Consider the following 20,451-nt stretch of genomic DNA (forward strand, 5'->3'; position numbering starts at 1 on the left):
CGGAGAGCGGAGACCGCAGGGCTCAGAACTGCAGCGCCCAGGAGTTGATGTAGCCGGTGTCCCACCAGGCGTTGTCGCTGACCCGCAGCTTCCAGGTCCCGCTCGCGGTCTCCGAGGAGGCGTTGACGGTGTAGGTGCCGATCACGTTGTCGGCGCTGCCGCCCGTCCCGTAGTCCTTGAGGCGGTAGGCGGTGCCGTCGGGGGCGACCAGGTCGACCCGGAGGTCGCCGCTGTAGGTGTGGCGGATGTCCACCTCGACCTTCAGGTCGGAGGGGGCGTTGCCGCTGACGCCCGAGACGGTGATCGGGGACTCCACGGTGGAGTTGTCGCGGATCTGGTAGTCGGCGGTGTTCTCGAAGCGGTCGCCCGGGTCACCGGGGTCGCCCGGGTCGCCCTCGCCCACGTGCAGCAGCTTGTTCGGGGAGCCGCTGCCGGGGTTGGAGATCGCGCCGGTGACGGCGGCGGAGTCCAGGGCAGACGCGACCTGGGACGGGGTGGCGCCGGGGTTGTCGCCCAGGTGCAGCGCGGCGGCGCCGGCGACGTGCGGCGCGGCCATCGACGTGCCGGAGATGGTGCTGGTGGCGCTGTCCGAGGTGTGCCAGGCGGAGGTGATGGACGAGCCCGGCGCGAAGATGTCCAGGATGCTGCCGTAGTTGGAGAACGACGAGCGCGCGTCGGAGCTGGTGGTGGATCCGACGGTGATGGCCTCGGCGACCCGGGCGGGCGAGGAGCCCGACGCGTCGGTGTTCGAGTTGCCCGCGGCCACGGCGTAGGTGACGCCGGAGGCGATGGAGTTGCGCACGGCGGTGTCGAGGGTGGAGTTGGCGCCGCCGCCCAGGCTCATGTTGGCCACCGCGGGCTTGACGGCGTTCTGGGTCACCCAGTCGACGCCCGCGACCACTCCGGAGATGGTGCCGGAGCCGTTGTTGTCCAGCACGCGCACGGCCACGATCTTCGCCTTCTTGGCGACGCCGTGGGAGGTGCCGGCGACGGTGCCGGCGACGTGGGTGCCGTGGCCGTTGCCGTCCTGCGCGACGTTGTCGCCGTCCACGGCGTCGTAGCCGTTCACGGCCCGGCCGCCGAAGTCGCTGTGGCTGATCCGCACACCGGTGTCGATGATGTAGGCGTTCACACCCTGGCCGGCGGAGTCCGGGTAGGTGTAGCTGTTGTCGAGCGGCAGGGACTGCTGGTCGATGCGGTCCAGGCCCCAGGACGGGGGGTTGGTCTGGGTGCCGGCGATGGAGACCTTCTGGTCCTGCGCCACCGCGTCCACGGCCGGGTCGGCGGCGAGCTTCTTCGCCTCGGCCTCGGTCAGCTCCACCGCGTAGCCGTTGAGCGCCTCGTGGTAGGTGCGCTTGATGCTGGCGCCGTACTTCTTCACCAGCGACTTGCCCTTCGAGGATCCGGCGTCGGCCGCGTCCTCGTCGAGGGTCACGATGTAGCTGTTCTCGATCGCTCCGGGGGCGCCGGCGTTCTGGATCACGCCTTCGGCGGGCGGAGCGGCCACGGCGGTCGCCGCGGGCACGAAGCCGATGGCCAGGGCCGCGGCGGTCACCGCGGCCGCGTGGGCACGTCTGCGTCGGGTGGGACGCGTCGCTGCCATGTGGGGGTCCTCCTCCTGTGGGGTGCACTACCGAGGGAATGTGCATGGGCATGACAAATCAAGCACCGAGAGGTGCGCGGTGCCAGAACGATTCGCCGCTCGAAAGATTCGCCGATCCATAGGAAAGACACAAGGGTGCGTGCACAAAGACACGTACGTGTCACATGCCGTCAACACACTTCCGGCCTGGAAAGGCCGGGTCCCTCACGACCCGTATGTCCGCCAGATCACCGATGTGGGATGGAGCACCCGCCAGACGTTGAAGCGGGATGCCCGCGGGCTGATCCTGACCTGCGGCGGAGCCTCTTCTAGGCTCTGACCAGCCATTTCTCCGCTGATATGCATTGACTCCCGATGGCCGTTCGCGAGTGTCCCGCGGACTGGTTGCGGACCGGGGACCCCCTCACTCGGACGCCGTGGGCCTCCCGCTCGCCATGCCCAGGCGCGCCTGTTCCTCCTCGACTACCCGGCGGGCCGGCTCGGTGTCCGACACGTCGACCGCGTCGGAGTGGATTCGGCCACGGCGCTACGGCGGGCGTAGCCATCGAACAGGCGGATCTTCTCCCCCAGCATCTTCACCATGCGTTCGTCCACTCCCCCAGTGGCGAGTAGGCGGCGCACGCGAACCGGCCTGACCTGGCCCGTGCGGTGGGCCCGGGCAACTGCCTGGTGCTCGATGGTCGGCTTGATCCGCGGTTCGCAGATGACGACGACGGAGGCAGCCTGCGTATTGAGGCCGACACCGGCCGCCTGGATCTGCGCCAGGAGCACCACCGGCCCCGGGACACCGGCGAAGCCGTCTACGATCTGCTGCCTCCGCCCTGCCACGACGCCTCCGGTGAGCGGACCGAACACCGCAGTGCCGGCAGCGGGGCCCGCGGCGAGTGCTGCCTTCACCACTCCCGGCACGTCCTTGGAACAGCCGGTCGGGGCCGTGATCCAGCAGTGGCGGGCGGAGCACGGCGCCTTCACGCCGCAAGAGCTCGCGGCTGCCCGCGCCGACATGGCCGACGCCGATGCCGAGCACCTCAGCGGCACGGGAACGTCGGCCGCGTGAACATCCCTTACCTGTACGACGCCGGTGCGCTGATCGCCATCGACAACGACGACCGGCGCATGTGGGCCCGGCACAGCCTGGCTCTCGAAGACGGCAGGGACATCCACGTACCCTCCGTGGTTGTCAGCCAGGCATGGCGGGACTCCCGCCGCCAGGTCAGGCTCGGCAAGTTCCTCGCCGGGTGCCGGGTGCCGGGTGCCGGGTCCTACCCGTGGGCCTCGAAACCGCCAAGGCCGCAGGCGTTCTCTGCGGCAAGGCCGGCACCGCAGACGTCGTCGACGCCCAGGACGTCAAGCCCGCTCCCGTCATCCGCACCGTCTGACATCCGGAGGTCTGCGAACCCCTGCGGACAGCAAGATGACCTGACCAGCGTCCTCGAAGGTCAGGCCACCTCTATGGACGCGATCAGACGTTGAAGCGGAACTCCGCCACGTCGCCGTCGCGCATCACGTAGTCCTTGCCCTCCATGCGGGCCCTGCCGCGGGCGCGGGCCTCGGCCACCGAGCCCGCCTCGACCAGGTCCTCGAAGGAGATGACCTCGGCCTTGATGAAGCCCTTCTGGAAGTCGGTGTGGATCACGCCGGCCGCCTCGGGGGCCGTGGCGCCCTTCCTGATCGTCCAGGCGCGGGCCTCCTTCGGGCCCGCCGTCAGGTACGTCTGGAGGCCGAGGGTGTCGAAGCCGACGCGGGCGAGGGTGGCCAGGCCCGGCTCCTCCTGGCCGACCGACTGGAGCAGTTCCAGGGCCTCGTCCTCGTCCAGTTCCGCGAGGTCGGACTCCAGTTTGGCGTTGAGGAAGATCGCCTCGGCCGGGGCGACCAGCTTGCGCTGCTCCTCCTTGAACGCCTCGTCGGTCAGCTCGTCCTCGTCCACGTTGAAGACGTAGAGGAAGGGCTTGGCGGTGAGCAGGTGCAGGTCGTGCAGGAGCTCGGCCCGCTCGGAGCCCTGGACGATGCCGGCCGAGAACAGCGTGCGGCCCTCGTCCAGGATGGCCCTGGCCTCCTCGACGGCCCTGACCTTGGGCTGGACGTCCTTCTTGATCCGGGACTCCTTCTGGAGCCGGGGCAGGACCTTCTCGATGGTCTGGATGTCGGCGAGGATCAGCTCGGTGTCGATCGTCTCGATGTCGTCCCCCGGCGAGACCCTGCCGTCGACGTGGACCACGTTCTCGTCGTCGAAGGCGCGGATGACCTGGCAGATGGCGTCCGACTCGCGGATGTTCGCCAGGAACTTGTTGCCCAGCCCCTCCCCCTCGCTCGCACCGCGCACGATGCCGGCGATGTCGACGAAGTCGACGGTCGCGGGCAGGACGCGCTGGGAACCGAAGATCTCCGCGAGCCGGGCGAGCCGGGGGTCGGGGACGCCGACGACGCCGACGTTCGGCTCGATGGTGGCGAACGGGTAGTTGGCCGCCAGGACGTCGTTCTTGGTCAGGGCGTTGAACAGGGTCGACTTGCCGACATTGGGCAGGCCGACGATTCCGATCGTGAGCGACACGTGGCGACTTCCCGTAGCGAGAGGATCTTGGTGGACCGGCCCGGATGGGGGCCGATCCACCAGTCTACGGGCACTCCAAAGGGCGGCCCTGGCGTGTCCGTCCCGGGCTCGGGGCCGGTGTCCGGCCTACGTTGGTGTGGTGGAGCAACACAGTGCGCGCATCCCCCGTCTCCGTCCGCGACGCCGGACGGCGCAGTCCTCATCCCCCGAAGCCGGAGAGAGAGCGCGCCGGAGCGCGCCGGAGCGGCCCGCTCCGGGCCCGCTCCGCGTGGACGCCCGGGCCGCCGCCCGGCGTGAGTGGCCGCCGGGCGCGCGACTGACCGGACTGGGCTGCGGGCTGCTGGCCACGGGCGCGATGCTGCTGGCCGGCGGGCTGGACGCACTGCTGCTGGACAGCCGACCGGCGGTCTACGGGATCTCCTTCGTGCTGGTCAGCGCCGTGTGCGCGTTGTGGGTGCGGCCGGCCGACCTGGCCGCCGCGCCGATCGCCGTGCCGATCGCGTTCACCGCCGGACTGCTGTTCGTCAGCGAAGGCCCGGGCGGGCCGGCGGAGCGGCTGATGGAGTTGGTCACCGCGCTGGCCGTGCACACCGGATGGCTCTACGGGGGCACGCTGACCGCCGTGGCCGTCGCGGTGGCCCGCGGGCGGGCCGGCCGCGGGCCCGGCACCAGGCGTGCCGGGCCCCACGGGACGAGAAGGTCCGGGGCCGGGAACGGAAAGGCCGCAGCGCGGGAGCGGCCCGCGACCCCCGCCACGCCCACGCGTAAGGAGGGCGGGGAGCGGCCCGCGCAGCAGCCCGCCGGTTAGCCGGCGGCCTTGCGCCCGGCCTCGGTCCGCAGATCCCGGCGCAGCTCCTTGGGGAGGGAGAAGGTCAGCTTCTCCTCCATCGGCTGGACGACCTCCACATCGCCGTAGCCGCGCTCGGCCAGCCACTCAAGGACGCCCTCGACCAGCACGTCCGGCACCGAGGCACCCGAGGTGACGCCGACGGTGGCGACCCCCTCCAGCCATGCCTCGTCGATCTCGGAGGCGTTGTCGACCAGATGCCCGTCCTTCGCGCCCGCGCCGAGGGCGACCTCGACCAGGCGGACGGAGTTGGAGGAGTTCTTCGAGCCGACGACGATGACCAGGTCGGATTCGGCGGCGACCTGCTTGACCGCGGTCTGCCGGTTCTGGGTGGCGTAGCAGATGTCGTCGCTCGGCGGACTGACCAGCGCCGGGAACCGCTCCTTGAGCGCGTCGACCGTCTCCATCGTCTCGTCGACCGACAGCGTGGTCTGGGAGAGCCAGACGACCCTCTCGGGGTCGCGGACCTCGACGTTCTCCACGTCCCCGGGGCCGTCGACCAGCGTGATGTGGTCGGGCGCCTCGCCGCTGGTGCCGATGACCTCCTCATGGCCCTCGTGGCCGATCAGAAGGATGTCGTAGTCGTCCTTCGCGAAGCGGACGGCCTCCTTGTGGACCTTGGTCACCAGGGGGCAGGTGGCGTCGACGGTCGCCAGCTTCCGCCGCTCGGCCTCCTCGTGGACGACCGGGGCGACCCCGTGGGCGGAGAAGATCACGATGGAGCCCTCGGGCACCTCCTCCGTCTCGTCGACGAAGATCGCGCCCTTCTTGCGCAGGGTCTCCACGACGTACTTGTTGTGGACGATCTCCTTGCGCACGTAGATCGGCGCGCCGTACTGCTCCAGCGCCTTCTCGACGGCGATCACGGCGCGGTCGACGCCCGCGCAGTAGCCGCGGGGCGCGGCGAGGAGGACCCGGCGTGCGGTCGTAGCAGTCATGGGGCCATCGTACGGGCCCGGGCCGCGGGCGCCCGGCGGGGCGGGACGGACGGCCGGGCCCCGGCTGTCGGCGGGTGCGGCTAGCCTCCTCGCATGGCTCTCAACACGTCGCCCGAGGCGCCGGTCCCCGTCGGCGAGGTGTCGCGGCTGATCGGCGGATGGATCGACCGGCTCGGCGCCGTATGGGTCGAGGGGCAGATCACCCAGCTCTCCCGGCGCCCCGGCGCGGGGATGGTGTTCCTGACCCTGCGCGACCCCTCCTACGACGTCTCGGTGACCGTGACCTGCTACCGCGCCGTCTTCGACAAGGTGGCGGACGTGGTGGGCGAGGGCGCCCGGATCGTGGCGCTGGGCAAGCCGGAGTGGTACGCGCCGCGCGGCCAGCTCTCCCTGCGGGTGAGCGAGATCCGGCCGGTGGGGATGGGCGAGCTGCTGGCGCGGCTGGAGCAGCTGAAGAAGTCGCTGGCGGCCGAGGGCCTGTTCGCGGCCGGGCGGAAGAAGCCGCTGCCGTTCCTGCCCGGTCTGGTCGGCCTGGTCACCGGCCGTGCCTCCGCGGCCGAGCGGGACGTGCTGGAGACGGCACGGCAGCGCTGGCCCGCGGTCCGCTTCGCCGTGCGCAACGTGGCCGTGCAGGGCGTGCACGCGGTGCCGCAGGTGATCGACGCGGTGCGGGAGCTGGACGCCGACCCGGCCGTGGACGTGATCATCGTGGCCCGGGGCGGCGGCAGCGTGGAGGATCTGCTGCCCTTCTCCGACGAGCGGCTGGTGCGGGCGGTGGCCGGCTGCCTCACCCCGGTGGTCTCGGCCATCGGGCACGAGCCGGACACCCCCCTGCTGGATCTGGTCGCCGACCTGCGCTCCCGTACGCCCACCCATGCCGCCAAGGACGTCGTGCCGGACGTGCGCGAGGAGCTGGACCGGGTGCGGCAGTTGCGCGAGCGGGCTCTGCGGTCGGTCGAGGGGATGCTGGAGCGGCAGGAGCGGGGGCTGGCGGACACCATGAGCCGCCCGGTGATGGCCCGGCCGCACGCGATGGTGGCAGAGCGCGAGGAGCAGGTCGCGGCGGCGCTCGACCGCGCCCGGCGGACGTTCGGGCATCTGCTGGCACGGGCCGAGGCGGAGCTGGAGCACACCGCCGCCCGGGTCGTCGCCCTCTCCCCCGCCGCGACGCTCGCACGCGGCTACGCGGTGCTGCAGCGGGCCGACGGGAGCGCGGTGCGGGAGGCGCGGGAGGTGGCCGACGGCGAGCGGCTGCGCGCCCGGGTGGCCGAGGGGGAGCTGACGGTGGTCGCGCGGCGCGGCGAGGAGGAGTGAGGGATCCCGCGCTGTCAGGCCCCGGGCCTAGGCTGAGGCGCATGACAGACACGAGCACCCCGTCGGCCGGGGAGATGGGCTACGAGCAGGCCCGCGACGAACTGGTCGCCGTGGTCCGCCGTCTGGAGGCGGGCGGCTCCACGCTGGAGGAGTCGCTGGCTCTGTGGGAACGGGGCGAGGAGCTGGCCGCGGTCTGCCGCCGCTGGCTGGAGGGCGCCCGTGCGCGGCTGGACGCGGTGCTGGCCGAGGACGGGGAGGATGCCGCCGAGGACGAGGAGCCGGTGGAGGGCATCGACGCCGCGGGCGGGCGGGAGTGACGGGGACGGTGTCGGCCCTGCCGCGCCCGGCGCGCGAGGACGCCGCCACCGCCGGCTGAGAAGCGCGGCGGGCCGCCGGACCGGGGTCCGGCGGCCCGCCGCGCTTGCGCTCAGTCCTTCCCGGGCGCCCCGGTCTCCGGGGGCTTCCCGGACTCGCCGGCCGCCTCTCCGGACCCGCCGGTCCCCCCCGGGACCCCGGCCCGCTCCGCCTCCAGCGCGGCGGCCAGCCGCGCGAGGCTCTCGAAGGAGGCCGTGCCCGTCACCACCGTGGTCACCCCGGACTCCCGCCGGACCAGCGCGTCGTACTTCGCGCCCTCGTAGCGCTCCCACTCCTCGCCGCCGGCCCTCTGGGTACGGTCGGCCGGCTCCGCCCCGTGGGTGACGCTCCCGATGAACTTCTCCGGCTCGCCGTCGCTCTGCTCGACGGCCGCGTACTGGTCGTCGGGGTCCATGAAGCCCAGATGCCACACGGCTCCGAGGTCGCTCTGCCGCTTGTAGCCCACCGAGGTCGCGCGCCAGGTGTCCGGCAGCCCCGCGGGCGCCGCCACCGGGTACGGTGCCGCGCGCCGCGCCGTGGCCAGCTCCACGTCGTAGCCGACCGGGCGCACCGGGTCCAGTGAGTCGTCGTGCGGGACGAGCAGGTACACGAACCCCGCGCCCAGAAGGATCACCAGCAACGACAGCACCATGTCCCGGGCCGTCTGCCTACCGCGCTTGTTCTCCGTGCTTGCCACGCCTCCATCGTCCCCCATGCCCGTTTCCGCCCGGACCACCACCCCCTTTCCGCTCATCCGTGGGGCACTCTGCTCACTTTGCCACTGCTCCGGATAGGGTCGAAGGCACCCTCAACACTTCGGCCGTCGCGTTCGGACGCCGTACAGACGTGCAGAAAGGTGCGTCACGATGACCGATCACCACCACCTTCCCTCCCCGCTCGAAGTAAGCCCCGAGGCACCCGACCGCAACCTCGCCCTCGAACTCGTCCGCGTGACCGAGGCGGGTGCCATGGCATCGGGCCGCTGGGTCGGCCGCGGCGACAAGAACGGCGCGGACGGAGCGGCCGTCCGCGCGATGCGCACCCTGGTCTCCACCGTCTCGATGAACGGCGTCGTCGTCATCGGCGAGGGGGAGAAGGACGAGGCCCCGATGCTCTACAACGGCGAGCGCGTGGGCGACGGGACCGGCCCGGAGTGCGACGTGGCCGTGGACCCGGTGGACGGCACGACACTGACCGCCAAGGGCATGGGCAACGCGGTGTCGGTGCTGGCCGTGGCCGAGCGCGGCTCGATGTTCGACCCGTCGGCCGTGTTCTACATGGACAAGCTCGCCACCGGCCCGGAGGCGGCCGAGTTCGTCGACATCACCGCCCCGCCCGCGGTCAACATCCGCCGGGTCGCCAAGGCCAAGGGCGGCGCACCGGAGGACGTCACCGTCGTCATCCTCGACCGGCCGCGCCACGACGGCATCGTCAAGGAGGTCCGCGAGTCCGGCGCCCGGATCAAGTTCATCTCCGACGGCGACGTGGCGGGCGCGATCATGACCGTCCGCGAGGGCACGGGCGTCGATCTGCTGCTGGGCATCGGCGGCACGCCGGAGGGCATCATCGCAGCCTGCGCGATCAAGTGCCTGGGCGGTGTGATCCAGGGCCGGCTGTGGCCCAAGGACGACGAGGAGCGGCACAAGACGCTCGACGCGGGCCACGACCTGGACCGGGTCCTGACCACCGACGACCTGGTCAGCGGCGACAACGTGTTCTTCGTCGCCACCGGCATCACCGACGGCGACCTGCTGCGGGGGGTGCGCTACCGCGCGGAGACGGCCACCACCCAGTCCCTGGTGATGCGGTCGAGGTCCGGCACCATCCGCCAGATCGACTCCACCCACAAGCTGTCGAAGCTGCGCGCCTACAGCGCCATCGACTTCGACCGGGCCCGCTGACGTACGGGCGCGAAAGGTCCCGGGGCCGGCGGGAAGGCGGAGCCGGCACCGGGACCGGGACCGGGACCGGGGGCGGCGCCGGGTGGAGGAGCGGCGGCGAGCGGTCAGGCGATACGGGACACCTGGGCCGGCTGCCCCAGGTCGGCGTCGCGGCGACGGCGGCGGGCGAGCATCACTCTGCGCTCGGCCGCGGTCAACCCGCCCCACACTCCGTACGGTTCGGGCTGGAGCAGCGCGTGCTCACGGCACTCGACGAGCACCGGGCAGCGTGCGCAGACCCGCTTGGCCGCCTGCTCGCGCGAAAGGCGGGCCGCCGTGGGCTCCTTGGAGGGCGCGAAGAACAGGCCGGCCTCGTCCCTGCGGCAGACCGCCTCGGAGTGCCACGGTCCGGTTTGCTCGCGCGAGGAGGTGCGCTGGACGGGGACGACGGCGGCCTGCGGAGACTGATGCGGCGTTTGCAGCACGGTCCACTCCTGACGACGGCTACGGCTGTTCGATCTTCCGATTGAGTCACCCTGATCCGCCTTGCTGCGCACGGCAGTTCGCGCTGCGGCCGTACGAGAGACGATGCATCGGCTCTACCCACTGTGCGCACGCTTATGCATACGGTGGCGTACGGCCGAACGGCCCGCCGCGCACCCGTCCGGCGGTGCCCGGCGGGGCGCGCGGCCGCCGTGTGCGCAGCGTGACGTGCGGCGGGCCGGGCCGGCGCGCGGATCCGGCGCACCGTCAGTCCACGATGCGCACCGGAAGCGGACGCATTGCCTCCCGCAAATCCTTGGCGAGCACCGCGAACTCGTCCCGCCGGGCCGCTCCCGCCCGCATCGCCAGACCGATCCGCCGCGAGGGCGCGGGGTCGTCGAAGCACGCGGTCGCCAGCAGTTCGTTGCGCTCCGTCTCCACGTGCAGCGAGGTGCGCGGCAGCAGCGTCACGCCCAGCCCGCCCGCGACGAGCTGGACCAGGGTGGACAGCCCCGCCGCGCTCGTGGTGGCCGGCGCCCCGTCGGTCCGCCCGGCCTCCCGGCACACGTCCAGGGCCTGCTGGCGCAGACAGTGCCCTTCGTCCAGAAGCAGCAGCTCCAGACCGCGCAGCGTCTGGCGGGGCAGGCGGTCCCGGCCGGCCAGTTCGTGTCCGCCCGGGGTCACCAGCACGAAGTCCTCGTCGAACAGCGGCACCGTCTCCACCCCGCCGGCGCCCGCGGTCTGCGGCGCACCGGGCGGCACCGCGAGCAGCAGCAGGTCGAGCCGTCCGGCCACCAGGCCGTCGAGCAGCGAGTCGGTCTGCTCCTCGTGCACCTGCAGATCCAGTGCCGGATAGCGATCGTGAACCAGCCTCAGGACCGTCGGCAGCAGGTAGGGGGCACAGGTCGGGATCACTCCCAGTCGCAGTGCGCCCGTGAAGGGGGCGCGCGCCGCCTCCGCCTCCTCCAACAGCTCCTCCACCGCGTCCAGCACTGCCCGGGCTCTGGACGCCAGACGCTCACCCGCCGGGGAGAGCAGTACTCTTCGCGTCGTACGCTCCAGCAGCTTCACGCCCAGCGACTCCTCCAGCGCCGCGACGGCACCCGAGAGGGCCGGCTGGCTCATCCCGATCTCCGCGGCGGCCTCCCGGAAGTGGAGGTTGTCCGCCACGGCCGCGAACGCCCGCAGCTGGGACAGCGTGGGCTGGCGGGTGCGCCGGCCGTGCGTCGTCGTCCCCTGGCGGGAGCGCCTGCGGGACTCCTGGCGCGGCCTGTCCGCCGGCAGGGTCACTGATAACCACCTCCGATCAATGCCAGTGAGTCTAGCTATTTCTATGATCAATATCGGCTATGGCAGTGTGGACCGCGTCCAACCCTCAGGAAAGCCCCGTCACGGGGCGTTTCCACGCAACAAGGAGCGAGCGTGCTCACTGTCGGTGACAAGTTCCCCGAGTTCGATCTGACCGCCTGTGTGGACCTCGACGCCGACAAGGCGTTCGAGCAGATCAACCACAAGACGTACGAGGGCAAGTGGAAGGTCGTCTTCTTCTGGCCCAAGGACTTCACCTTCGTCTGCCCGACCGAGATCGCCGCCTTCGGCAAGCTGAACGACGAGTTCGCCGACCGCGACACCCAGATCCTCGGTGTCTCGGGCGACTCGGAGTTCGTGCACCACGCCTGGCGCAAGGACCACGCCGACCTGCGTGACCTGCCCTTCCCGATGCTGGCCGACCCCAAGCACGAGCTGATGCGGGCCTGCGGCGTCGAGGGCGAGGACGGCTACGCCCAGCGCGCCGTCTTCATCGTCGACCAGAACAACGAGATCCAGTTCACCATGGTGACCGCCGGCTCCGTCGGCCGTAACCCCAAGGAGGTCCTGCGGGTCCTGGACGCCCTGCAGACCGACGAGCTGTGCCCCTGCAACTGGTCCAAGGGCGAGGAGACCCTCGACCCGGTCAAGCTGCTCGCGGGCGAGTGAGGGACTGAGAGGACGACATGGCTCTCGACGACCTGAAGTCGGCCCTGCCCGGCTACGCCAAGGACCTCAAGCTCAACCTCGGCTCCGTGATAGGGAACTCCGACCTGCCCCGGCAGCAGCTGTGGGGCACGGTTCTGGCCTGCGCGATCGCCTCGCGCTCGCCGAAGGTGCTCACCGGGCTGGAGCCCGAGGCCAGGGCCAACCTCTCTCCCGAGGCGTACACCGCCGCCAAGGCCGCCGCGGCCGTCATGGCGATGAACAACGTCTTCTACCGCACCCGGCACCTGCTGTCGGACCCGGAGTACGGCACCCTGCGCGCGGGCCTGCGGATGAACGTCATCGGCAACCCGGGCGTGGACAAGGCCGACTTCGAGCTGTGGTCGCTGGCCGTCTCCGCGATCAACGGCTGCGGGCAGTGCCTGGACTCCCACGAGCAGGTGCTCCGCAAGGCCGGTGTGGACCGCGAGACGGTCCAGGAGGCCTTCAAGATCGCCTCCGTCCTCCAGGCCGTCGGCACGGTGCTGGAAGCCGAGGCCACGCTGGCCGGAGCGCGGGTGGACGCCCCGGAGGCCGCGGCCGCCGCGGTCTGACGGCCCGCCGGGAACCCTCCGCACACACGGCCCCGACGACCGGGACGACCGGCGCGCGACCGGACGGGCCCGCACCACTCGTGGTGCGGGCCCGTCCGGTCGTCCCGCGGCCGCACTACGGCATGGGCAGCTCGAACCAGACCACCTTGCCGGTGCTCAGCCTCGTCGCGCCCCAGCGCCGGGCCAGCCGGTTGACCAGGTACAGGCCCCGGCCGCCCTCGTCCGTCGCCCTGGCCTGCCGCAGCCTGGGCAGTTGCGGCACGTCGTCCCCGACCTCGCAGCGCAGGGTGTCGGTGCGCAGCAGCCGCAACGTGATGGGCCGCTCGGCGTAGCGGACGGCGTTGGTCACCACCTCGCTGACCAGCAGCTCCACGGAGTCCGACAGATCCTGCAGCTCCCAGCGCTCCAGCGCGCGCCGCGCCAGGCGGCGGGCCTGCCGCGCGGTCTGGGCGCGCGGGTCGAGGTACCAGTAGGCCACGTCGCTGGGCGGGATGCCGTCGAAGCGGGCCGCCAGCAGCGCGATGTCGTCGTCCCGGTCCCCCGGACCGAGGATGTCCAGCACCTCGTCGCACAAAGGCTCCAGCGGCGGCGGGGTGTCGGGGCGGGTCAGCCCGGCGGTGTCGGTCAGCTTCTCGCGAAGCTGCTCGATGCCGGTCCACACGTCCCGGTGGCGGGACTCCACCAGGCCGTCGGTGTAGAGCAGCAGCGTGGCCCCGGCCGGGGCGTCCAGCTCCACCGCCTCGAAGTCCACGCCCCCCACCCCGATGGGCGCTCCGGCCGGGATGCGCAGCACCTCGGCGTGGCCGTCGCGGTGCAGCATCACCGGCGGCGGGTGCCCCGCGTTGGCCACCACGATCCGGTGGGCCACGGGGTCGTAGACGGCGTACAGGCAGGTCGCCATCCGGTCGCTGCCCAGGCGCTGGGCCTGCTCGTCCAGGTGGTGCAGCACCTCCTGCGGCGGCAGATCGAGCCCGGCCAGGGTCTGGGCGGTGGTGCGCAGCTGACCCATGATCGCCGCGGAGGTCATGGAGTGGCCCATGACGTCGCCGACGACCAGGGCCACCCGGCCGCCGGGCAGCGGTATCGCGTCGTACCAGTCGCCGCCCACCCGCGCGGTCTCGGCCGCCGGGAGGTAGCGGCTGGCCAGCGTCACCCCGGTGGGATGGGGCAGCTCGTCGGGGAGCATGGTGCGCTGGAGCTCGTCGGCGATGTACGCCTCGCGCCCGTAGAGCACTGTTTTGTCCACGCCCAGCGCGGTGTGCGTGGCCAGTTGCGCGGCCACCAGCAGGTCGTCGCCCTCGAAGGCGGCCCGGTCCAGGCGGCGCAGGAACACCGCCGCGCCGATGACCCGGCGGCGTCCCCGCAGCGGGGCGAGGATCGCCCGGCGCCCGGCCGGGATCTCCCGGGCGGGACCGAGCAGCTCCGGCAGCGCCTCGCGGACGGTGGGCGCGTCGCCGAAGACCGGGCGCACCCCTCGCAGCACCTCGGCCAGCGGACCGCCGCCGCGCACCTCGATCAGCTCCGGCGTCCCGCTCGCCGCGCCCTCCGGCACGGCGGTGAGCGGGGGCAGCGGGAACTCCCCGGTGTCGGAGGGGTCGGCGTCGGCGGACACCGGGGCGGCGTAGTCGGGCAGCCGGTCGGTGCGGCGCAGCCGCAGGAGGAAGGGCCCGGTGGGACGCTCGTCCCCCACCGGCAGCGGATCGCGCAGGTAGACCAGGATCGCGTCCGAGAAAGCCGGGACGCTGGCCCGGCACAGCCCGAGCACGGTCTCGTCCAGATCGACGCCGCGGGCGATCCGCCGGGTGGCGGCTCCCACGAAGCGCAGCCGGTCGCCCCCGCGCCGCTCTTGTTCGGCCCGCTCGTCCGGCTCCTCCGTGCCGGGATGCCCTGCCGCCACCGGCCCGGCGTCCCGGTCGGCGGGCTCCGGCACGGCGGGACGGCTGCGGCCGGCGGGCTCGTCGCCGCCCGCGGGCCGGGCGTGGCCGGTACGCGGGCGGCGCCCGGCGGCCGGTGCGGGCACCTCCGGCGGGGCGGTGGCGTCCCTGGGTGGGGCGGCCGCCAGATCCGACGCGCCCGGCTCGTCCCGGGGATCGGGAAGAGCGGCGTGCGCGGCGTCGGCGCGCCCGGCCGTTCGTTCCGGCACGGGCGCGGCCGTACGAGCACCGCCGCCCGTCGGCCGGGCAGCGGACTGTCGGGGGATCGGGTACTCCGTCACGCGTTGGGTTTCCATCCGTCCGGGGCCGCGCCGTGCATCGGGCGGGCCCAGCGCTTGGGGACTCAAGGACGTCGGCAGTTGAGGAAGACCTGTATCTCGGGGGAGACGTCCGTACTGGCCGGCGCGTACGCGAACGACTCCTCCCCCTCGGTCTCGAAGCCCGCGTCGGACACCACCTGCCGCAGCTCCTCCCGCAGGTAACCGGATACCCGGATCGTGTGGCCCAGGAACGGGATGGCGAAGTCGTCCACGTCCGCCTCGACCATGCCGAGTGCCAGCAGCCCGCCGGGGCGCAGCCGCCCGTGCAGCATCCGCAGGGCGACGGGGATCTCCTTGCGCGGCAGCATCAGCAGCGAGAAGAAGGCGGCGACGCCGTCGAAGGGCCCCAGACCGGCGGTCTCCAGGTCGGCGAGGTCCATCAGGCGGAAGTCGGCGCCGGGGACGTTGGCCCGGGCCAGCTCGACCATGCCGGGTGAGATGTCGATGCCGGTGACCCGGTGCCCGGCGTCGGCGAGCTGCCGGGCGGTGGGGACCCCGGTGCCGCAGCCGATGTCGAGCACCCGCGATCCGGCGGGCAGCTCCTTCGCCAGCCAGGCGCCGGCGGTCAGCTGCCCCTCCTTGTGGGGGAAGACGTCGTCGTAGCGGTCGCCGATCGCGTCGAACGCCTCGGCCTGTCCGGCGCGGTCGATCGCCGCTCTGTCGTAGCCCGTGTACACCTGGTGGCCTTCCGTGTCGCTCACGCTGGGGCTCCTCTCGCGGCGGTGCGCCAAATCCCTTGTGGAGAATGGGAGTTCGCTGTGGTGGATGTTCTGCCGAGTCCGGGGGTGATCCTACTTTCGACGCCCGGGGACGCGGCAAGGAACTGCGGAACGCCCACCGCCATCATGCGAGACACGCGGCCACCCCACCAGCCCTTTCATCCGATCCGTACGGGTTCGCGGTCCCAGTCGCGCGGCAGCGGGGGGATCCGCCAGGCGGGATCGGGCCGCCAGTCCTCCCATCCGTCGCGGAAGGGGCTGCCCCAGACGCGCACCTCCTCCACCGCGCGCCGGCCGGCGGCCCGTACGCGCTCGGCCTGGGCGGCGTCCATCAGGCCGGCGCGCTGCGCCTGCTCGAACTCGTCCTCGTCACGCCACTGCCAGGTGCGGTCGGGGTGGACGGTGATGTCCAGGAAGTGGTCCTCCGAGTCCACACCGCCCGCCCAGCGGCACAGGGGCTCCTCCAGGTTGACGTACCAGTTCCTGAACCGCCAGCCGCGGTCCCAGAACAGCCACACCGACCAGGGCTCGCCGGCCCGCGCGAGCTTGAGGACCCCGGTGCCGAACCACCGCGACCGCACCGTCCGGCGCGGCTTGGTGTAGCGGGTGGCGAGCGGCTCGCGGTGCACGGGCGTGCCGTCGGCGAGCTCCGGCTTGACGCAGGCGGTCCCCGGCGCCATCCACACGGCGAGCAGTCCGGGGGTGTCGCGGACGACCGTCACGGGGCGGCAGATGTGCAGGGCGTCGCCGCCGTTGGCCCGGTACCGCCACAGGATGTGCTCGCCGGCCCGCCAGCGGGTGCCGCCCGCCGCGCGTGTGTGATCCGCCGTGTCCGCCGTCATGCACGGATCTTAGGCCCGCGCCGGGGGCCGGGCCCAGGATCCGCGCCCCGGCCCGGCCCCGTGCCGCAGGTCAGGGACGGGTCATGCGCAGCACGTCCAGGGCCCTGTCGAGCTGGTCCGGGGTGAGCAGGCCGCGCTCGACGTAGCCGGCCTCCAGGACGACCTCGCGGATCGTCCTGCGCTCGGCCAGGGCGCGCTTGGCGACCTTCGCGGCCTCCTCGTAGCCGATGTAGCGGTTGAGCGGTGTCACCACGGACGGGGAGGACTCGGCGTACTCGCGGGCCCGCTCGGCGTCGGCCTCGATGCCGTCGACCGTGCGGTCGGCCAGCAGCCGGGAGGAGTTCGCCAGCAGCCGGACCGACTCCAGCAGGTTCCGGGCGATGACGGGGAGCATGACGTTCAGCTCGAAGTTGCCCGACGCGCCGGCCACCGCGACCGTGGCGTCGTTCCCCATGACCTGCGCGGCGACCATCAGGACCGCCTCGGGGACCACCGGGTTGACCTTGCCGGGCATGATCGAGGAGCCGGGCTGGAGGTCGGGCAGGCGGATCTCGGCCAGCCCGGTGCGCGGACCCGAGGACATCCAGCGCAGATCGTTGCAGATCTTGGTCAGGCTCACGGCGATGGTGCGCAGCTGCCCGGATGTCTCCACCAGGGCGTCCCGGGCGCCCTGGGCCTCGAAGTGGTCGCGGGCCTCGGTCAGCGGCAGCCCGGTGGCACGGGTGATCTCGGCGATGACGGCCGCCGGGAAGCCCGGCGGGGTGTTGATGCCGGTGCCCACCGCGGTGCCGCCCAGCGGCAGCTCGGCCAGGCGCGGCAGCGAGGCGCGCAGCCGCTCCGCCCCGTAGCGCACCTGCGCCGCGTAACCGCCGAACTCCTGGCCGAGCGTGACGGGCGTGGCGTCCATCAGATGGGTGCGGCCGGACTTGACGACCCCGGCGAACTCCTCCGCCTTGCGCTCCAGCGCACGCTCCAGGTGCTCCAGCGCGGGGATCAGGTCCCCGGTGACGGCGGCGGTGGCCGCGATGTGGATGGAGGAGGGGAAGACGTCGTTGGAGGACTGGCTGGCGTTGACGTGGTCGTTGGGGTGCACCGGCGTGCCCAGCCGCTCGCTCGCGAGCGTGGCCAGCACCTCGTTCATGTTCATGTTGGAGGAGGTGCCGGAGCCGGTCTGGAAGACGTCCACGGGGAAGTGGTCGTCCCAGCGCCCCTCGGCGACCTCCTCCGCGGCCTCCTCGAGGGCCCGGGCCAGGTCCTCGTCCAGGACGCCGAGTTCGGCGTTGACCCGGGCCGCGGCGGCCTTGATCCGGGCCAGCGCCTGGATGTGCGCGCGTTCCAGGCGCCGACCCGACAGGGGGAAGTTCTCCACGGCGCGCTGCGTCTGCGCCCGCCACCTGGCGTGGGCGGGCACCCGCACCTCGCCCATGGAGTCGTGCTCGATCCGGTATTGCCGCTTGTCGTCGCTCGTCCCGGTCATGGGGACGAATCTAACCGGGACGGGCCGCTCAGTCCGCGGAGCGCACCGGGATGGAGGTGACGAAGGGCTGGGCCGGGCCGGGGTCGGTGAAGAAGTCGTTGCCCTTGTCGTCGACGACGACGAAGGCGGGGAAGTCCTCGACCTCGATCCGCCAGACCGCCTCCATGCCCAGCTCCTCGTACTCCAGGACCTCCACCTTCCTGATGCAGTCCTGGGCCAGGCGCGCGGCCGGGCCGCCGATGGAGCCGAGGTAGAAGCCGCCGTACCTCGCGCAGGCGTCGGTGACCTGCTTGCTGCGGTTGCCCTTGGCCAGCATCACGAAGGAGCCGCCCGCGGCCTGGAACCGCTCGACGTAGGCGTCCATGCGGCCGGCGGTGGTCGGGCCGAAGGAGCCCGACGCGTAACCCCGCGGGGTCTTGGCCGGCCCCGCGTAGTACACGGCGTGGTCGCGCAGGTAGGCGGGCATCTCCTCGCCCGCGTCCAGCCGCTCCTTGATCTTGGCGTGGGCGATGTCGCGGGCGACGACCAGCGGGCCGCTCAGGGACAGCCGGGTCTTGACCGGGTACTCGGACAGCTCGGCGCGGATCTCGTCCATCGGCCGGTTGAGGTCGATCCTCACCACGTCCGAGTCGAGGTCGGCGTCGGTGGTGTCGGGCAGGAAGCGCGCCGGGTCCCTCTCCAGCTCCTCCAGGAAGACGCCCTCGGCGGTGATCTTCGCCAGGGCCTGGCGGTCGGCGGAGCAGGAGACGGCGATGGCCACCGGGCAGGAGGCGCCGTGGCGGGGCAGGCGGACCACGCGCACGTCGTGGCAGAAGTACTTGCCGCCGAACTGGGCGCCGATGCCCAGTTTCTGGGTGAGCTCGAAGACCTTCTCCTCCAGCTGGAGGTCGCGGAAGCCGTGGCCGGCCGGGGAGCCGGCGGTGGGCAGGGAGTCCAGGTAGTGCGCGGAGGCGTACTTGGCGGTCTTGAGCGCGTACTCGGCCGAGGTGCCGCCGACGACGATCGCCAGGTGGTACGGCGGGCAGGCGGCCGTGCCCAGGGAGCGGATCCTCTCCTCCAGGAAGCGCATCATGGCGCCCTCGTTCAGGACGGCCTTGGTCTCCTGGTAGAGGAAGGACTTGTTGGCGCTGCCGCCGCCCTTGGCCATGAACAGGAACTTGTAGGCGTCGCCGTCGGTGGCGTACAGCTCGATCTGGGCCGGGAGGTTGGTGCCGGTGTTCCTCTCCTCCCACATGGTCAGCGGGGCCATCTGGGAGTAGCGCAGGTTGAGCTGGTCGTAGGCGTCGAAGACGCCCCCGGACAGGGCCTTCTCGTCGTCGCCCTCGGTCAGCACGTTCTGGCCGCGCTTGCCCGTCACGATCGCGGTGCCGGTGTCCTGGCACATCGGCAGGACGCCCGCGGCGGCGATGTTGGCGTTCTTCAGCAGGTCCAGCGCCACGAAGCGGTCGTTGGGGGACGCCTCGGGATCGTCCAGGATGCGGCGGAGCTGGGCCAGGTGGGCCGGGCGCAGATAGTGGGAGATGTCGTGCATCGCCTCGGCCGCCAGCTTGCGCAGGGCCTCCGGCCCGACCTTCAGGAAGGTGCGTCCGCCCGCCTCGAAGGTGCTGACGCCCTCGGCGGTGACCAGGCGGTAGGGGGTGGTGTCCTCGCCCAGGGGGAGGAGCTCGGTGTAGGCGAACTCCCCGGAGGCCGGGCGGGAGGCGGCCGCGTGGGACGGGCGGGGGTCGGCAGGCATGGACGGTCTCTTCCTCTCGACGATGGCGCCTCACAGGGTATGGCCCCCGAACGGGTGGCGGTGGTGTGAGGTGCGGCTCAGCCTGCGGGCCGGACCCCCTGCCGGATCCTGCCGAACCCCTGCGAACCCCCGGCCGGACCCCGGCCGGCGCGGCACTGGTCGCGATGTATCGCGTTCGCTAGGGTGGCGGTGTGGACGAGAAGACCTCCCTGCGCAAGCAGCCCGCGGAACAGTCCGCTGCGGAGCCCGCGGCACGGCCCCCCGCCGCGCCCCCGGCCTCCGGGGCGGACGTACGCGCCTCCGACGCCGACCGCGACCGGGTGGCGGAGATCCTGCGCGAGGCGCTCGCGGAGGGGCGGCTGGACGCCGACGAGCACGCCGAGCGGATCGACGCGGCGTACCGGGCCAGGACGGTGGGCGAGCTGCGGCCGCTGGTCCGCGACCTTCCGGCCGGACGGGAGGCGGCTCCCCACCCGGGCCGCCCGGCGGCCGGCGGGGACGGCGACAACGTGATCGCGGTCTTCGGCGGGGCCTCGCGCAAGGGGCGCCGGCGGGTGGGGGCGAGGACCAACGCCTTCGCGCTGTTCGGCAGCGTCGAGATCGATCTGACCGAGGCGCTCTTCGACCGGCGGGAACTCGTCGTCAACGCCACGGCGGTCTTCGGCGGCATCGAGATCAAGGTCCCGGAGAACGTGACCCTGCGCGGCTCGGGCAGCGGGATCATGGGCGGCTACGACGTGGAGGCCAGGGAATCGGAGGATCCGGACGCCCCGGTGGTCGTGGTGCGCGGCGCGGCGGTCTTCGGCGGTGTCGAGGCGAAGGCGGAGCGCGGCAAGCGCCTGCGGGACCTGCGCCGCTGACGCCCCCTCCGGTTCGTCGGACGGGCG

The 20,451-nt window shown here is 72.5% G+C and carries 19 protein-coding genes and 1 pseudogene; 8 read left to right on the forward strand and 12 right to left on the reverse strand.

Translation table 11 applies throughout. The features are described from left to right. Window positions 1-22: 22 nt before the first annotated feature. Both ACGRHY_RS08840 and ACGRHY_RS08845 read right to left on the reverse strand, forming a co-directional pair. On the reverse strand, window positions 23-1,603 hold the full coding sequence (locus ACGRHY_RS08840; protein ID WP_394634836.1) for a S8 family peptidase: 1,581 nt from the start codon (window positions 1,601-1,603) through the stop codon (window positions 23-25). A 403-nt stretch (window positions 1,604-2,006) separates the two neighbouring features. Then, window positions 2,007-2,518, reverse strand: a pseudogene (locus ACGRHY_RS08845) (helicase-related protein); the annotation flags it as partial. Between the two features lie 19 nt (window positions 2,519-2,537). Between ACGRHY_RS08845 and ACGRHY_RS08850 the strand changes: the two are divergent. Next, complete coding sequence (locus ACGRHY_RS08850; RefSeq protein ID WP_394638211.1) at window positions 2,538-2,660, forward strand: hypothetical protein; 123 nt, start codon at window positions 2,538-2,540, stop codon at window positions 2,658-2,660. Between the two features lie 405 nt (window positions 2,661-3,065). On the opposite strand, the gene ychF is transcribed toward ACGRHY_RS08850, so the two are convergent. Continuing rightward, the gene (ychF, locus tag ACGRHY_RS08855; RefSeq protein ID WP_394634837.1) at window positions 3,066-4,154 is read right to left on the reverse strand and encodes a redox-regulated ATPase YchF; all 1,089 of its coding nucleotides are present in this window, start codon (window positions 4,152-4,154) and stop codon (window positions 3,066-3,068) included. Window positions 4,155-4,422: 268 nt separating this feature from the next. Between ychF and ACGRHY_RS08860 the strand changes: the two genes are divergently transcribed. Then, window positions 4,423-4,962, forward strand: a complete 540-nt coding sequence (locus tag ACGRHY_RS08860; protein ID WP_394634838.1) for a DUF6542 domain-containing protein — start codon at window positions 4,423-4,425, stop codon at window positions 4,960-4,962. Here ACGRHY_RS08860 and ACGRHY_RS08865 read toward each other — a convergent pair. Next, entirely contained in the window at window positions 4,959-5,939 is a 981-nt protein-coding gene (locus ACGRHY_RS08865) for a 4-hydroxy-3-methylbut-2-enyl diphosphate reductase (protein ID WP_394634839.1), read from the reverse strand. The two genes, ACGRHY_RS08860 and ACGRHY_RS08865, sit on opposite strands and share 4 nt — an antisense overlap. A gap of 93 nt (window positions 5,940-6,032) precedes the next feature. Here ACGRHY_RS08865 and xseA point away from each other — a divergent pair, with 93 nt between their 5' ends. Both xseA and ACGRHY_RS08875 read left to right on the forward strand, forming a co-directional pair. After that, window positions 6,033-7,253, forward strand: coding sequence for an exodeoxyribonuclease VII large subunit (xseA, locus tag ACGRHY_RS08870; RefSeq protein WP_394634840.1), 1,221 nt, complete (start codon window positions 6,033-6,035; stop codon window positions 7,251-7,253). Between the two features lie 41 nt (window positions 7,254-7,294). After that, window positions 7,295-7,570, forward strand: a complete 276-nt coding sequence (locus ACGRHY_RS08875) for an exodeoxyribonuclease VII small subunit (RefSeq protein WP_394634841.1) — start codon at window positions 7,295-7,297, stop codon at window positions 7,568-7,570. 110 nt (window positions 7,571-7,680) lie between these two features. Here ACGRHY_RS08875 and ACGRHY_RS08880 read toward each other — a convergent pair whose 3' ends face one another. Beyond that, entirely contained in the window at window positions 7,681-8,304 is a 624-nt protein-coding gene (locus tag ACGRHY_RS08880; RefSeq protein WP_394634842.1) for a DUF4245 domain-containing protein, read from the reverse strand. Between the two features lie 169 nt (window positions 8,305-8,473). Between ACGRHY_RS08880 and glpX the strand changes: the two genes are divergently transcribed. Further along, complete coding sequence (gene glpX / locus ACGRHY_RS08885; RefSeq protein WP_394634843.1) at window positions 8,474-9,508, forward strand: class II fructose-bisphosphatase; 1,035 nt, start codon at window positions 8,474-8,476, stop codon at window positions 9,506-9,508. 104 nt (window positions 9,509-9,612) lie between these two features. On the opposite strand, the gene ACGRHY_RS08890 is transcribed toward glpX, so the two are convergent. Together ACGRHY_RS08890 and ACGRHY_RS08895 are read right to left on the reverse strand one after the other, a co-directional pair. Then, complete coding sequence (locus ACGRHY_RS08890) at window positions 9,613-9,972, reverse strand: WhiB family transcriptional regulator (protein ID WP_394634844.1); 360 nt, start codon at window positions 9,970-9,972, stop codon at window positions 9,613-9,615. Between the two features lie 265 nt (window positions 9,973-10,237). After that, window positions 10,238-11,167, reverse strand: a complete 930-nt coding sequence (locus ACGRHY_RS08895; RefSeq protein WP_394637972.1) for a hydrogen peroxide-inducible genes activator — start codon at window positions 11,165-11,167, stop codon at window positions 10,238-10,240. Window positions 11,168-11,392: 225 nt separating this feature from the next. Between ACGRHY_RS08895 and ACGRHY_RS08900 the strand changes: the two genes are divergently transcribed. Beyond that, window positions 11,393-11,947: a peroxiredoxin gene (locus tag ACGRHY_RS08900; protein ID WP_394634845.1), complete on the forward strand. Its 555-nt coding sequence runs from the start codon at window positions 11,393-11,395 to the stop codon at window positions 11,945-11,947. Window positions 11,948-11,964: 17 nt separating this feature from the next. Continuing rightward, window positions 11,965-12,537, forward strand: a complete 573-nt coding sequence (locus tag ACGRHY_RS08905; RefSeq protein WP_394634846.1) for an alkyl hydroperoxide reductase — start codon at window positions 11,965-11,967, stop codon at window positions 12,535-12,537. A gap of 115 nt (window positions 12,538-12,652) precedes the next feature. On the opposite strand, the gene ACGRHY_RS08910 is transcribed toward ACGRHY_RS08905, so the two are convergent. The 5 genes from ACGRHY_RS08910 to ACGRHY_RS08930 all read right to left on the reverse strand — a co-directional run bounded on the left by ACGRHY_RS08910 (window position 12,653) and on the right by ACGRHY_RS08930 (window position 19,564). Next, window positions 12,653-14,767: a SpoIIE family protein phosphatase gene (locus ACGRHY_RS08910; RefSeq protein ID WP_394634847.1), complete on the reverse strand. Its 2,115-nt coding sequence runs from the start codon at window positions 14,765-14,767 to the stop codon at window positions 12,653-12,655. Window positions 14,768-14,814: 47 nt separating this feature from the next. After that, window positions 14,815-15,492: a class I SAM-dependent methyltransferase gene (locus tag ACGRHY_RS08915; RefSeq protein ID WP_394634848.1), complete on the reverse strand. Its 678-nt coding sequence runs from the start codon at window positions 15,490-15,492 to the stop codon at window positions 14,815-14,817. Window positions 15,493-15,668: 176 nt separating this feature from the next. Then, window positions 15,669-16,352 carry a cytidylyl-2-hydroxypropylphosphonate hydrolase gene (gene fomD, locus ACGRHY_RS08920; protein ID WP_394634849.1) on the reverse strand — a complete coding sequence of 228 codons (684 nt, stop codon included), beginning with the start codon at window positions 16,350-16,352 and terminating at the stop codon, window positions 15,669-15,671. A gap of 70 nt (window positions 16,353-16,422) precedes the next feature. Then, window positions 16,423-17,829: a class II fumarate hydratase gene (locus ACGRHY_RS08925; RefSeq protein WP_394634850.1), complete on the reverse strand. Its 1,407-nt coding sequence runs from the start codon at window positions 17,827-17,829 to the stop codon at window positions 16,423-16,425. 28 nt (window positions 17,830-17,857) lie between these two features. Beyond that, window positions 17,858-19,564 carry a fumarate hydratase gene (locus tag ACGRHY_RS08930; protein ID WP_394634851.1) on the reverse strand — a complete coding sequence of 569 codons (1,707 nt, stop codon included), beginning with the start codon at window positions 19,562-19,564 and terminating at the stop codon, window positions 17,858-17,860. A gap of 191 nt (window positions 19,565-19,755) precedes the next feature. Between ACGRHY_RS08930 and ACGRHY_RS08935 the strand changes: the two genes are divergently transcribed. Continuing rightward, entirely contained in the window at window positions 19,756-20,424 is a 669-nt protein-coding gene (locus ACGRHY_RS08935; RefSeq protein WP_394634852.1) for a DUF1707 SHOCT-like domain-containing protein, read from the forward strand. Window positions 20,425-20,451: the final 27 nt, after the last annotated feature.

It is taken from the genome of Streptomyces shinuiensis, assembly GCF_043660855.1.
Classification (GTDB): Bacteria; Actinomycetota; Actinomycetes; order Streptomycetales; family Streptomycetaceae; genus Streptomyces.